Below are 13,661 nucleotides of genomic sequence, written 5' to 3'. Positions count from 1 at the left end.
TCAATGTGCCGGGTGACATGATACGGAAAACAGGGGTTCTCTCTTTGATTGCGCTGTCGCTGACTGCCACGCAGAGCGCCCGCGCCTTCCAGACTGAAACAGCGGTGTCAGAGACGCCATTCGACAATCCTGCGCGCTACAGTCAGTCGCTGCCGACGCTCGGCGGTGCCAGCGATCAGGATGAAGAGTGGAGCAAAAAGCTGGCGGCCGTGGCCAAAAGTATCGGTGAAGCGAGTAACAACAGCGACAGCAATGTCACGTTTGGTCAGCAGGCGGGCGTCTGGGCGTTCAATCATCTGCGCGATGAAGTGGCCGATCGGGTTGAGAGCGAAGGGCAGTCACTGCTTTCCCCTTACGGCACCGCGCAGCTGGATCTGAAAGTCGACATGAACGGAAACTTTACCGGCACCGGCGGCGATCTCTTCAGCGCACTGGCCGACGAAAACAGCCGGCTCACCTTCAGCCAGCTTGGTCTGCACGATACCGGCGATGGCCTGGTTGGCAATGCGGGACTGGGGCAACGCTGGGATGCCGGTGACTGGCTGCTGGGTTACAACGGCTTTGTTGACCGCGTGTTCAGCAGCGGCCTGCAGCGCGCCTCTGTGGGCACGGAAGCGTGGAGCGATTCAATGCGCTTCTCGGCCAACTACTATCAGCCGCTTTCCGGCTGGAAAAATCTGGGCGATTCGCAGCAGCAGCGCATGGCGCGCGGCTACGATATTACCAGCCAGAGCTATCTGCCCTTTTATCGTCAGCTGGGCGTTTCGGTGAGCTATCAGCAATATCTGGGTGAGAATGTTGATCTGTTTAACAGCGGCAACCGCTATCACAATCCCTCCGCCATGTCGTTTGGCCTCTCTTACACTCCCGTGCCGCTGGTGACGCTGTCTGCCACCCATAAAACCAGCAGCGCCGGTGAGAGTCAGGATCAGCTGGGGCTGAAACTCAACTATCGCTTTGGCGTGGCGCTGCGACGTCAGCTCGATGCCGGAAACGTCGCGGAGGCGCACTCCCTGCGCGGCAGCCGTTACGATACCGTCACCCGCAGCGATACGCCGGTGCTCGCCTTCCGTCAGCGCAAAACGCTGTCCGTGTTTCTGGCAACCCCGCCCTGGCAGTTAAGCAGTGGCGAGAGTCTGCCGCTGAAGCTGCAGGTGCGCGCCAGCAATGCTATCAAGGCGGTAAGCTGGCAGGGCGATACGCAGGCGCTGAGCCTGACACCTCCGGCCAATAACGCCGATCCGCAGGGCTGGAGTGTGATCTTACCGCAATGGGATCCGTCGCCAGACGCCAGCAACGAATATCGCCTGTCGGTAACGCTGGAGGATAGCAAGCAGCAGCGTGTGACCTCTAACTGGATCACCCTGAAAATTCAGCCACCGATGACCGTGGACGAGGCCCCGCAGAACGATCGTTATGATTTAATGGCACCCGGCAGCACCACACTTTAGTTGGGATGCTTTACTGCACAGAAAGGATTGGGGGGAGTGAATAGCGGTGGTGGTGTGCAGACGGCGTTGTTAACGTCTGCAGGCCCGACAGCGGTTACTGGCAGAGATAAGTTGTCGGGTTGACGAAGGCGCGGGTGCGGCAGAGTGACATCACTATTGATCCTGAAATGAGAGCGGGAATCGCCGGGTGAAAGCAGGAACGACGCTGCGCTGCGGGCAGGGTATTGATATTAAGAAGGCGCGGGCAGCGCCGCCATTTAGCACAGCGGCCCGGTTATCAGTTAACCATGCTCATCACAATACGCACGGCTCTGGCGTAGACTTCTCGCTGACCGTTTACCGACCGTGCCTGCTGATGCTGCAGGAATGCAATTATGTCCTGTAAGCCTGCCGTCTTGCCTGACTTCAGCAGGCTCGATACGGCCTGCCCTACAACGGCATGGACGTCAGCCATATCTGCCGGTTTATCGGTACTCAATTGAAACTCCAGCGCAACCGTTCTGTTGAATAGCACCTGAAGAGGCAATACTCAGGCGATTCAGCTTTATCAGCCTGGTTACAGGTTTTTTATAAGCCGGCATCATGGCAGGGCCTTAAGCAGCTTTTCGCGCAGCGTTGCCACCTGGGTTGTCAGCTCACCGAGTTCACTACAGGCGGTATCCATCACCGAGATCATATCAGCCGGGACGCCAGCCGCCGCGACTTTAAGCTGGTGGCCCAGTTCTGTCAGGGAGATCAGTACCCGGCGCTCATCATTTCCCGTGTCACGCTGGCGGCAGATAATGCCCGCGCTTTCAAGCCGCTTCAGAAGCTGGCTGAGCGTGCCGGAATCAAGCCGGACGCGTGCACCAATATCAGAGACGGTCAGGCGATCTTTCTCCCACAGCACCAGCAGCACCAGATATTGCGGATAGGTCACTCCCAGCGGTTTTAACCGCGACTGATAGAGCTTTGTCATGGCAAGTGAGGCGGAATAGAGCGCAAAGCAGAGAAACTGGTCGATGGTTTCAGGCGCTGCACTGGCGGGAGGCGTATCGGAGATCCCCGCGGGTTCGTCATTCATATCTTTACTCATTCTGAGTCCGGGGTGGGACAGCCAGACCCCAGGCTGTTGGTCAGCCGTGAAATCTCGCGAATAGTATCTCGGGGAGATGTTGATTTCGGCAGCATCTCTTTCTGGTGTAAGACACCAGACTTTTAAGCGCTATCGCAGCGGGAGAAAAAGCCTTTAGCTGCGCCGCCGATTGAAAGTCGGCACAGTATTGAGTCAAATTAAATTGAAGTCAACATAACCGGTCGCAACCCTTGCGCACAACGTGCGCCGGGTGCAACGCAGCTAAGATCGGCAGGACAATTTCAGCATTTAACCCAGGCTGAAGCCGCCCGCCGATACGGCTTATACGGTGAAGGTCTCTACCATACCGCGCAGGTCGCGCGCCTGGGCCAGCAGTGACTGCGATGCAGAAGAGGACTCTTCCACCAGCGCGGCGTTATTCTGCGTGACGCCATCCATCTGACTCACCGCAATACTGACCTGGGAGATGCCCTGCATCTGTTCACCGGAGGAGAGGGAGAGGTTGTCCATAGCATCGGCCAGTTCACCGACGCGGCTGACAATCTTCAGGATGCGCTCACCCGTTCCGGCCGCTACGGTTACGCCATCCTCGACCTGCGTCACGGCCTGCTCAATCAGCTGCTTAATGTCGCGTGCTGCGGTGGCGCTGCGCTGGGCCAGTGAGCGGACTTCACCCGCAACCACGGCAAATCCGCGGCCCTCTTCACCAGCGCGCGCGGCTTCTACGGCGGCGTTGAGCGCAAGAATATTGGTCTGGAAAGCGATGCCTTCAATCACCGACGTAATATCGCGTACCCGAACGGCACTCAGCGAAATGTCATGCATGGTTTCTGACAGGCGCTGGACATCTGCTTCGCCCGCCTGGGCCAGGGTGGCGGCCTCGCGCGCTGAACCGGCAGTCTGCTGCGCGCCCGCGGCGTTGCTTTTTACCGTGGCGGTGAGCTGCTCCATGCTGGCGGCCGTTTCCTGCAGCGCAGCAGCCTGCTGCTCGGTACGGGATGAAAGCTCGGTATTGCCCTGCGAAATCTCATCGGCCGCCAGCGCCACCGAGGCGGATGCCCCTTTGATCTGCGTAACCAGTTCACGCAGGTTGGTCTGCATGCCGCTGAGCGAGGCAAGCAGGCTGGTGCTGTCGCCACGGCGCAGCGTGACCGGCGAGGTGAGATCACCGGCGGCAATCGCAGCAGCCAGCGTCTGAGCCTGCACCGGTTCGCCGCCCAGCTGGCGCATCAGTATCCGCACAATAAACGCGCAGGTGACGACGGCAGCCAGCACGGAGAGCACCGCCAGGATGATCAGTATCCAGGTGGTGCGGGCGATAGCGATGCCGTTATCCACTACCGCATCCCGGCTGCTGCGCATCTCAAGCTCGGTCAGATCGTTTATCGCCTTCAGCAGGCTCTGCTGAGCCGGACGCGCCACCTTTAACAGATAGTCGGTGACCTCCTGCTGACGATTTTCCATCCCCAGTTTCCCGGCGGTCATCAGCGTGGAGAGAGCGGCTTCTTCAGTGGACTCGATTCTGCTCATCGCCTCCCGTCCTGCCTGTCCGGGGTCGGTCTGCATCATGCCTGAGAGTGCTTCGCGGTTGCTGATGTAGAGCGTCCGCTGTTTTTGCAGACGTTCCCATTCTGGCTTCATAGCAACGGGATCGGTCAGCAGAGCAAGGTTACGCACCGCGATTGCCATATCCCGCACGCCACCGCGCATATCCAGCACCGTCTGGTACTTTTTCAAACGGACATTAACCACCTCATCCATACCATCGCGAGCGCTATCCAGCGCGTGAATCGCGGTGCCGGTACAGATAATAAACAGTAGAATAAGCAAGCCAAAACCTGCGCTAAGGCGCGTTGAAATTTTCATCTCTCTTTCCGGGAAAGTTTATTGGATAAACCGGTATCGGCAGGCGAGAGCACTTCTGGAGAGTTACGTTTAACTAAATTGTTCGCTATTTAATTTAACGAAATTAAAAACTGCACGTATACCCACCCCGTTATGCCACAAAAATCGTAATGGGAGTGATAACGAAATTCCGGCCAATATCCTGATAAATCGCTTTTTATCGCTTTGCGAGTGTGCGCCTTTTCGCGCGGTGCAGCCGCGCGATACGCCAGCGTCATAACCCGTTAAAAACACCGGAGTGCACAAATTTAACCGGACGGGCCTGTTAATCTGGCTGCTGCTGCCGATAGAACACTATTCGACATTGATGACGTAACCGACACGCATCGGGCTCCGCAGAACGTCTGCCTCACTGCCTTAAGGCGGGTGAGAACGTGCGAATGCGATGAGTAAAAATAGCGGAGGGGTGATAATTGTCGGCAGCTTAGCAGACATTGTATGAGAAGTACGCCCCGGTTTTTTACTGAAAATTAAAACAAAACTCTGACACTTTCCATCACCGGGAACTAACGCATGCGCCTGAAACTTTTCTGGCTCGCAATGCTGAATATTGCGACCATCATTTTACTCTCCACGCTGTGGGAATTCGGGCTCGAGGCGTGGATCTCCAGCCTGCTGGGCCTGAGCTATGATCCCGATTTTGAAACCAGCGAGCGGCTGCGGTTTATCCTGACCTCCACCTCGTTTGCCGGACTGGCAATGATTATTCCGGCGCTGCTTATCGCGGGTCTGATCCGCAACACGCTGCGTGCGGAAAAAAATGCGCTCAGGCTGGCCGGAACTGATGCGCTGACGGGAGTCATGAACCGCCGATCGTTCACTGCACACATTGCTGCGCTTGATGCCGACGGGACGCCCTACACCCTGACGCTGCTCGACATCAATGACTTTAAGAATATCAATGACCTGAACGGTCATCGTCAGGGCGACGCCACGCTGGTCGCGCTGGCCAATCTGCTGATCGCTTCGGCGGATACCGGGAGTCAGGTGTTTCGCATCGGTGGGGATGAATTTGCCATTGTTGCCCAGGCTTCACAGGCAGATCAGGCGCTGGCCGCCGCCGAAAGCTTCTGCCAGCATGCGGCATCCATCCGGACCGGTCCGCACACCTTCCTGAGCCTTTCAGCAGGCATTGCCAGCTCAGCCTGCACGGGTCAGGCTGATGTGGTGCGGGCGGCGGATCTGGCGTTGTACGAGGCGAAGCAGGATAAGTGCGCCTGTCTGGCACGATTCTCCCCGGACATGGAGCTGCGCTTTCGCCAGCGGGAAAGGCTGGAGCAGGAGGTTGTTGCCGCCGTTAGCGGACATGCCATCGTTCCCTTTCTGCAGCCGCTGGTTTCACTGCGCACCGGTAACATTACCGGCTTTGAGATACTGGCGCGCTGGATCACTGCGTCCGGGCAGACGGTTTCACCTGCAGAGTTTCTGCCAGTGGTGGAGCGGCTGGGGTTGATGGACAGCATGACGGTGGCGCTGCTGCAGGATGCTGTCAGTGCAACCCGGGCATGGCCAGCCGGGCTCTGCCTGTCGCTGAACATTACCCCGGAGCAGTTGCTGAGACCGTCGCTGACCAGCTGTTTGTCCAGCATTATGCAGCATGCCGGGCCGGTAATGCTGGAACTTGAAATCACCGAACAGAATGTCATGGCCATTTCTGACGATGCCCGCCAGGCGATCCGTCTGCTGAAAGAGGCCGGTATCGGAGTGGTGCTGGATGATTTTGGCACCGGCTACTCCAACCTGTCGGTTTTGCTGGGGCTGGGTATTACCAAAATCAAAATTGACCAGACCTTTATCGCCGGAATCGTGACCGGATCTGAGCAGCGAAAAGTGGTGGAAACGCTGCTGGCACTCTGTCAGGGGCTTAATGTGATCATTACTGCAGAGGGCATTGAGGATGTCGCCACGCTGAGGTGGCTGAGAAAGCGCGGCTGTGATTACGGTCAGGGATATCTCTTCAGCCGTCCGGTTCCTGCCGGGCAGGCCACCACGTTGCTGGCGTCCGCTAACGTGGAGGAATTGATGCAGGAAGAGGCGATGGCCGTTAGCTTAGTCAGGTCGCTGGGCTGAAAGCGCGTAACACTCTCTGTGGCCGTGTTTAAAACAAAAAACGGGCCCGGCGGTCAGTGCCGGGCCCGCTGTCACATCAGAACTGGTAAATCAGACCCAGGGCTGTGATGTCGTCGGTCGCCAGGCGAAGCGGATTGTTATCTTTCAACAGGTTGATGCGGTATTCACCATAGACCGACATGTTCTTGTTGAAGTAGTAAGTGGCACCCACGGCGGTGTATTTAATGATGTCGGCATCGCCGATATTCTCAATTTCCTTGCCTTTGGACGAGACGTAACCCACGGACGGACGGAAGCCGTTCAGGAACTGATACTGCGCCACGGCTTCAAAGTTCTGCGCTTTGTTAGCGAAACCGCCAGTAATTGGCGTGGCGTTCAGCGTTTCACCGTACATGGCAGCCAGATAGACCTGGTTCGCATCATATTTCACCGAGGTCGCCCAGTGCTGGGCTTTTTCGCCTTCTCCGCGTGCGGCAGCATTCTGCGCCGTGGTGCGATCCAGGCTGGCAAACGCGCCGGCAAAACTCAGGCCGAAATCGAAGTCATAGGAAGCGGAGAGGGCGAAGCCGTCGCCGTTGGAACGACGCACGCCATCAATGTTACTGCTGCGATCGTTTTTGCCCTGATACTGCGCGGCAAAGTTTAAGCCGTCGACCAGACCAAAGAAATTGCTGTTACGCCAGGTCAGCACACCGGTTGAGCGGCCAGAGAGAAAGGCGTCGGTATAACCGGAGTCGCCGCCGAAGAACGGCAGCATATCGGTATAACTCAGCACGTCATAGACCAGGCCGTAGTTACGACCGTAATCCAGCGAACCTGCCTCGCCAAACTTCAGGCCAGCATAGCCCAGACGGGTACGGTTGGTGGCCTGTGCGTCACTGCCCTCGGAGTTATGCAGACTGTACTGATACTGCCAGAAACCGTAGCCGGTAAGCTGGTCAGTAATCTTTGTCTCGCCTTTGAAGCCAAAGCGGGCATAAGAAGAGGTATCACCATCGTTGTTGTTATCGTCAGAAAAGAGGTGTGACACGTTAATCTTGCCGACCAGATCCAGCTTATTGCCATCCTTGTTATAAACTTCTGCGGCCTGCGCGGAGGAGAGACCGATCAGTAACGGCATGACAGCCGCCAGTAAAGTGCGCTTCATCATTTAATTATTACCCTGTATTCATTAATTATTATTCCCCTGATGTGGGGTGAAAAGAAAATGACACAAAAAGGTAAAACTACAAAGTGCAATAAAAGTAACAAAATGTGATGTCTATATTCAGCTGATGGATAACAGCGAGGAACAGAAGATTAAATTGTAAAGTAATAAGATTTTCTTCTAATAAGTAATTATGAGTTATCTGATTTTATATCTCTATTTATCAATGGATTATGTTTGTATGTAGTGGTCTTAAATGGGCTTTTTTTGTACATTTTTAAATCAATATAACCCCTGATTTAATTATGGGTGATTATCCGCTAAGAATAGCCTTATAAGGCTTTTATCCTAACCATTAGTCTGCGTATTAATATTTGTTCATCTTTATAGAATATTCTTTCTGGCCCGATAATCACCTCCGGAATAATAGTCAGAGTTGCTGATTAAATATTGATCATCCTGTTTATAAAATAGCCTGATAAAGATACGCAGATTAATGTGTCTGCAGGGGGAAATGAAAAACTTTTGTTAAATAAAGCCAGGGTGTTCTGACATTTCCGGGCGAGTTCCCCGCGTAATCGCTGCACCAGCGCGAGGCAAACTGCGCTAAAACAGGGCAGTGGAGGGGCTTTTCTGGAGAGATAATTTATCAGCGATCACAAAAGCGATATTTCATCCCGTGAATGCATAATTCTGCTGTTTAAAACCCGGTTCTGGCGCTGCAATCAGACAACTATTCACTATATATGCAAATTAAATGAATATTGTCAGCATCTAACTCATTGATATTACGTCGTGAAGACCATTTTATGCATTAATTCTCTGGCTGGCACGTTAACTGCACTCTACAGTAGGGCTGCACTACAACATCTTTTAACAATTTTAAAACATAAGCTTTACCCGGCCGGTAAAGTAAAGCAGGAGAGTGGGTTATGGCACTGCACGTTTCACGTCACGATTTCGATCAATGGATGATGCCGGTTTATGCGCCTGCGACTTTTATACCGGTTCGCGCGGAAGGCTCCACCGTCTGGGATCAAAACGGCAAAGATTATATCGACTTCGCCGGTGGCATTGCCGTCAATGCGTTAGGGCATGCGCATCCGGCATTACAACAGGCGCTGCAGGAACAGGCCGCACGTTTATGGCATACCGGTAATGGCTACACCAACGAACCGATCCTGCGGCTGGCGAAGCAGTTGATCGATGCCACCTTCGCTGACCGGGTGTTCTTCTGTAACTCCGGGGCGGAGGCGAACGAAGCGGCGCTGAAACTGGCGCGCAAGGTGGCGCATGATCGTGTGGGTCCGCATAAAAGTGGCATCGTGGCGTTTAAGAATGCATTTCATGGCCGCACCCTGTTTACGGTAACAGCCGGTGGTCAGCCCGCTTACTCAAAAGATTTTGCGCCGCTGCCGCCAGAGATCCAGCATGCCCCGTTTAACGATCTGGCGGCGGCGGCTGAACTGATTAATGACCATACCTGCGCAGTCATTGTTGAACCGATTCAGGGTGAAGGTGGCGTGCTGCCTGCCGATCCGGCGTTTCTGCGTGGATTGCGTGAGCTCTGTGATAAGCATCAGGCTTTGCTGATTTTTGATGAAGTGCAGAGTGGCGTTGGCCGTACCGGTTCACTTTATGCCTACATGCATTATGGCGTCACGCCGGATGTGCTTACCAGCGCCAAAGCGCTGGGCGGCGGCTTCCCGATTGGTGCGATGCTGACGCGCGAAGATCTGGCGCTGGTGATGGGCGTTGGCACCCACGGCACCACCTATGGCGGCAATCCGTTGGCGGGCGCAGTGGCAGGTAAAGTCATGGAGCTGATCAACCAGCCTGAACTGATGGCGGGTGTAACAGAGCGTCACCAGTGGATTGTGGCGGCACTGGATGAGATCAACCAGCGTCTGCATCTGTTCAAAGAAGTGCGCGGTCTTGGCCTGCTGATTGGCGCGGTGCTCAGCGACGATTTTGCCGGTAAAGCCAAAGCGATCAACCTTGCCGCCGCGGAAATGGGCGTCATGGTGCTGATTGCGGGTGCCAATGTGGTGCGTTTTGCCCCGGCGCTGAATATCAGTGAGCAGGAAGTGAAGCTGGGCATGGCCCGCTTTGCCGAAGTGTGTGAAAGCCTGGTGCGAGGGTCAACATCATGATGGTAATCCGTCCGGTTGAACGCGATGACTTAAGCCAGCTGATGGCGCTGGCGGGCAAAACCGGTGGCGGGCTGACCTCGTTGCCGGTTGATAGCGCGACGCTTCAGGCGCGTATCGATCGATCGCTGCAGACCTGGGAGGATTCTCTGCCACGTGCCGAGCAGGGCTATGTCTTTGTGCTGGCCGATAGCGAAGATAACCGCGCCGTCGGCATCTGCGCCATTGAGGTGGCGGTGGGGCTGCAGGATCCCTGGTACAATTTTCGCGTCGGTACCCAGGTGCACGCCTCAAAAGAGCTGAATGTTTATGCCGCGCTGCCCACTCTGTCGCTGAGTAATGACCATACCGGCAGCAGTGAGCTCTGCACGCTGTTTCTCGATCCCGATTACCGTGATGGCAAAAACGGCTATCTGCTGTCGAAGTCACGCTTCCTGTTTATGGCCAATTTCCGTGAACGTTTCACCAACCGGGTGGTGGCCGAGATGCGTGGCGTCAGCGATGAGCAGGGCCATTCGCCGTTCTGGGAGAGCGTCGGCAGCCGCTTCTTCTCTATGGAATTCAGCAAAGCGGATTTCCTTAGTGGCACCGGACAGAAATCGTTTATCGCTGAACTGATGCCGAAACATCCGCTCTACATCGACTACCTGACACCGGAAGCGCAGGCGGTGATTGGACAGGTCCATCCGCAAACCGCGCCTGCACGGGCGGTACTGGAAGCAGAGGGCTTCCGCTACCTCAATTATGTCGACATTTTTGATGGCGGCCCGACACTGGAGTGCGACATCGATCATATCCGCGCCGTGCGTAAAAGCCGGCTGCGCAGCGCAGAACGGGGCGAAAACCCGGCTGATGGCCCGCTCTGTCTGGTTGCCAATAGCGATTATCGCCAGTTCCGTGTAGCGCTGATTCCGGCAAAGGCTGACAGCGACAGCGTGCAACTCACGGATGAACAGATGCGGGCGCTCCATTGCCAGCCGGGCGACAGCCTGCGCGTGGTGACGCTCTGCAAAGAGGAGAAAACAGCATGACACATCTGATAAATGGACAATGGCTGGACGGTGACGCTGAGATTCTGACGAAAGCGGATCCGGTCAGCGGGGAGACGTTATGGCAGGGCCACGCGGCCTCAGCCGCTCAGGTCACCGCAGCCTGTGAGGCGGCGCGCGACGCATTTCCAGCCTGGGCCAGACGCCCGCTGGCGGAACGGCAGGCGATCGTCGAGAAATTTGCCGCCGGGCTTGAGGCGCATAAAACGGCGCTGGCGGAAACCATCGCCCGTGAAACCGGCAAGCCGCGCTGGGAAGCGCTGACCGAAGTGGGCGCGATGATCAACAAAATCGGCTTTTCGGTGAAGGCATACCATAGCCGCACTGGTGAACAGCATGAAGGCGAAAGCTCGCTGCGCCACCGCCCGCATGGGGTACTGGCGGTGTTTGGTCCCTATAACTTCCCGGGACATCTGCCAAACGGCCATATCGTTCCGGCGCTGCTGGCGGGCAACTGTGTGGTATTTAAACCCAGCGAACTGACGCCGCTGACCGCCGAAAAAACCGTTGAGCTCTGGCTGGCTGCGGGCCTGCCTGCCGGCGTGCTGGCACTGTTACAGGGCGGACGTGAGACTGGTCAGGCGCTGGCCAACTGTCAGCAGATTGATGGCCTGCTGTTTACCGGCAGCGCCCATACCGGCTATCAGCTGCATCGCCAGTTTGCCGGTCAGCCTGAAAAGATGCTGGCGCTGGAGATGGGCGGTAACAATGCCCTGATTGTTGAAGATCCGGTGGACACTGATGCGGCTGTCAACATCACGTTGCAGTCAGCCTTTATAACCGCCGGTCAGCGCTGCACCTGCGCGCGGCGTCTGCTGGTCAAACGCGGCGATGCAGGGGATGCGTTTCTGCGGCGGCTGGTGGAGGTGGCGGGGCGACTGCAACCCGCCGCCTGGAATACTGAACCGCAGCCGTTTATGGGCAGCGTGATCTCCACCAGCGCAGCAGAGAAGATTATGGGTGAGTGGCAACGGCGGGTTGAGGCGGGCGGCGAGGTGCTGCTGGCGATGCGCTGGCCGGATCGCCACAGTGCCATCCTGACGCCAGGTATTATCGATTTAACCGGCGTGCAGGGCATTCCGGATGAAGAGGTCTTTGGTCCGCTGTTAGGCGTAGTCCGCTATGAGACATTTGAAGAGGCGATAGCGCTGGCGAACCAGACCCGTTACGGCCTGTCGTGTGGATTGATCTCACCGTCACGTCAGCAGTTTGATCAGCTGCTGCTTGAAGCACGTGCCGGTATCGTTAACTGGAACAAACCGCTGACCGGCGCAGCCAGTACCGCACCGTTTGGCGGCATTGGTGCCTCGGGCAACCATCGCGCCAGCGCCTGGTATGCGGCGGATTACTGCGCCTGGCCAATGGCCTCGCTGGAGACGCCTGACCTGACGCTGCCCGCCACGCTGTCGCCGGGCCTCGATTTCTCCCCCCAGGAGACGACGTCATGAAGGCAACCGAGGCCAACTTTGATGGGCTGGTGGGGTTAACACACCACTATGCCGGGCTGTCGTTTGGCAACGAAGCCTCGACCCGCAATCAGCTGCAGCCGTCGAATCCCCGTCTGGCGGCAAAGCAGGGGTTGCTCAAGATGAAAGCGCTGGCCGATATGGGCTACGTGCAGGGGGTGATTCCGCCGCATGAGCGGCCCAATATTGCGGCGCTGCGCCAGCTCGGCTTTGGTGGCAGCGATGAGCAGGTGCTGGCTGCGGCCGGCAAAACTGCGCCGGGATTACTCTCCGCCGTCAGTTCAGCCTCGGCGATGTGGGTCGCCAATGCTGCCACGGTCTCGCCGTCAGCGGACAGCCTTGATGGCCGGGTTCACCTGACGGTGGCGAACCTTAACAACAAATTCCACCGTGCGATAGAAGCGCCGGAAACGGCCTGGCTGCTGCGTTCCATCTTCTGCGACGATCGCCATTTTGCGGTGCATGATGCCTTGCCGCAGGTGGCGATGTTTGGCGATGAGGGAGCGGCGAACCATAACCGGCTGGGCGGCGCTTATGGTGAGCGCGGCGTGCAGCTGTTTGTCTATGGCCGCGACAGCAGCCATGAGGGCAAAACCCCACAGCGCTATCCGGCACGTCAGACCCGGGAAGCCAGCGAGGCGGTCGCCCGTCTGCATCAGCTCTCACCGGAAAGCGTGCTGTATGCGCAGCAGAATCCTGCGGTGATCGATCAGGGCGTGTTTCATAACGATGTGATTGCGGTGAGTAACCAGCAGATGCTCTTCTGTCACCAGCACGCCTTTGTTAATCAGCCTGAACTGCTGGCGCAGCTTCGGTCGCGCGTTCCCGGTTTTGTGGCACTGGAAGTGCCGGAAAATCGGGTGTCAGTGAAAGATGCGGTGGAGACCTATCTGTTTAACAGTCAGTTGCTGAGCCGTCCCGACGGCACCATGATGCTGGTGCTGCCGGAGGAGTCACGTCAGCATCCGGGTGTCTGGCGCTACCTGTGTGAACAGGTTGAGGCTGACACGCCACTCAAAGCCCTGAAGGTGTTTGATCTGCGCGAAAGCATGTATAACGGGGGTGGTCCAGCCTGCCTGCGTTTGCGGGTGGTGCTGACACCACAGGAGCAGCAGGCAGTGAATCCGGCGGTGCTGATGAACGATCGGCTCTTCAGCACGCTGAATAACTGGGTTGACCGTCATTACCGCGATTGCCTGACCCAGGCCGATCTGGTCGACCCACAATTGCTGCGTGAGGGACGCGACGCGCTGGATGAACTGACGAAGCTGCTAGACTTAGGAAATGTATATGCATTTCAGCAGTGAAGGAGGGGGCAGCACAGGCTGCCGCCTGCTCAGGGCGAAAA

The 13,661-nt window shown here is 56.7% G+C and carries 10 protein-coding genes; 6 read left to right on the top strand and 4 right to left on the bottom strand.

The features are described from left to right. The first annotated feature begins 17 nt into the window (after nt 1-17). Nucleotides 18-1,451, top strand: coding sequence for a YchO/YchP family invasin (locus tag ACX8ZY_RS11455; RefSeq protein ID WP_341575977.1), 1,434 nt, complete (start codon nt 18-20; stop codon nt 1,449-1,451). A 277-nt stretch (nt 1,452-1,728) separates the two neighbouring features. Here the strand turns inward: ACX8ZY_RS11455 and ACX8ZY_RS11450 are convergent, their stop codons facing one another. From ACX8ZY_RS11450 to ACX8ZY_RS11440, 3 genes are all read right to left on the bottom strand, one after another. After that, nucleotides 1,729-1,929 (bottom strand): hypothetical protein, encoded by a 201-nt coding sequence (locus ACX8ZY_RS11450; RefSeq protein ID WP_194709459.1) that lies wholly within the window; start codon nt 1,927-1,929, stop codon nt 1,729-1,731. A gap of 102 nt (nt 1,930-2,031) precedes the next feature. Continuing rightward, a complete protein-coding gene (locus ACX8ZY_RS11445) occupies nt 2,032-2,526 on the bottom strand; it encodes a MarR family winged helix-turn-helix transcriptional regulator (protein WP_341575978.1) in 495 nt (164 codons plus the stop codon). Nucleotides 2,527-2,847: 321 nt separating this feature from the next. After that, the gene (locus ACX8ZY_RS11440; RefSeq protein ID WP_045140425.1) at nt 2,848-4,392 is read right to left on the bottom strand and encodes a methyl-accepting chemotaxis protein; all 1,545 of its coding nucleotides are present in this window, start codon (nt 4,390-4,392) and stop codon (nt 2,848-2,850) included. Nucleotides 4,393-4,944: 552 nt separating this feature from the next. On the opposite strand from ACX8ZY_RS11440, the gene ACX8ZY_RS11435 reads away from it, so the two are divergent. Then, nucleotides 4,945-6,501, top strand: coding sequence for a putative bifunctional diguanylate cyclase/phosphodiesterase (locus tag ACX8ZY_RS11435; protein WP_256849326.1), 1,557 nt, complete (start codon nt 4,945-4,947; stop codon nt 6,499-6,501). A gap of 76 nt (nt 6,502-6,577) precedes the next feature. On the opposite strand, the gene ACX8ZY_RS11430 is transcribed toward ACX8ZY_RS11435, so the two are convergent. Further along, nucleotides 6,578-7,651, bottom strand: coding sequence for a porin (locus ACX8ZY_RS11430; protein WP_274605608.1), 1,074 nt, complete (start codon nt 7,649-7,651; stop codon nt 6,578-6,580). Nucleotides 7,652-8,580: 929 nt separating this feature from the next. Between ACX8ZY_RS11430 and ACX8ZY_RS11425 the strand changes: the two genes are divergently transcribed. Genes ACX8ZY_RS11425 through astB form a run of 4 tightly spaced genes read left to right on the top strand, consistent with a single transcriptional unit; the run spans nt 8,581 to nt 13,620 of the window. Continuing rightward, nucleotides 8,581-9,801 (top strand): aspartate aminotransferase family protein, encoded by a 1,221-nt coding sequence (locus ACX8ZY_RS11425; RefSeq protein ID WP_010245746.1) that lies wholly within the window; start codon nt 8,581-8,583, stop codon nt 9,799-9,801. Then, nucleotides 9,798-10,829: an arginine N-succinyltransferase gene (astA, locus tag ACX8ZY_RS11420; RefSeq protein WP_421664968.1), complete on the top strand. Its 1,032-nt coding sequence runs from the start codon at nt 9,798-9,800 to the stop codon at nt 10,827-10,829. Before ACX8ZY_RS11425 ends, astA begins: the two co-directional genes overlap by 4 nt. Continuing rightward, entirely contained in the window at nt 10,826-12,295 is a 1,470-nt protein-coding gene (gene astD, locus ACX8ZY_RS11415) for a succinylglutamate-semialdehyde dehydrogenase (RefSeq protein WP_421664967.1), read from the top strand. The genes astA and astD overlap by 4 nt, the downstream gene beginning before the upstream one ends. Continuing rightward, complete coding sequence (gene astB, locus ACX8ZY_RS11410; protein ID WP_421664966.1) at nt 12,292-13,620, top strand: N-succinylarginine dihydrolase; 1,329 nt, start codon at nt 12,292-12,294, stop codon at nt 13,618-13,620. The genes astD and astB overlap by 4 nt, the downstream gene beginning before the upstream one ends. The last annotated feature ends 41 nt before the right edge of the window (nt 13,621-13,661 follow it).

It is taken from the genome of Pantoea sp. XAF26B01_ASV70 (assembly GCF_054512635.1).
This window is presented reverse-complemented; position numbering and strand designations above follow the sequence as displayed.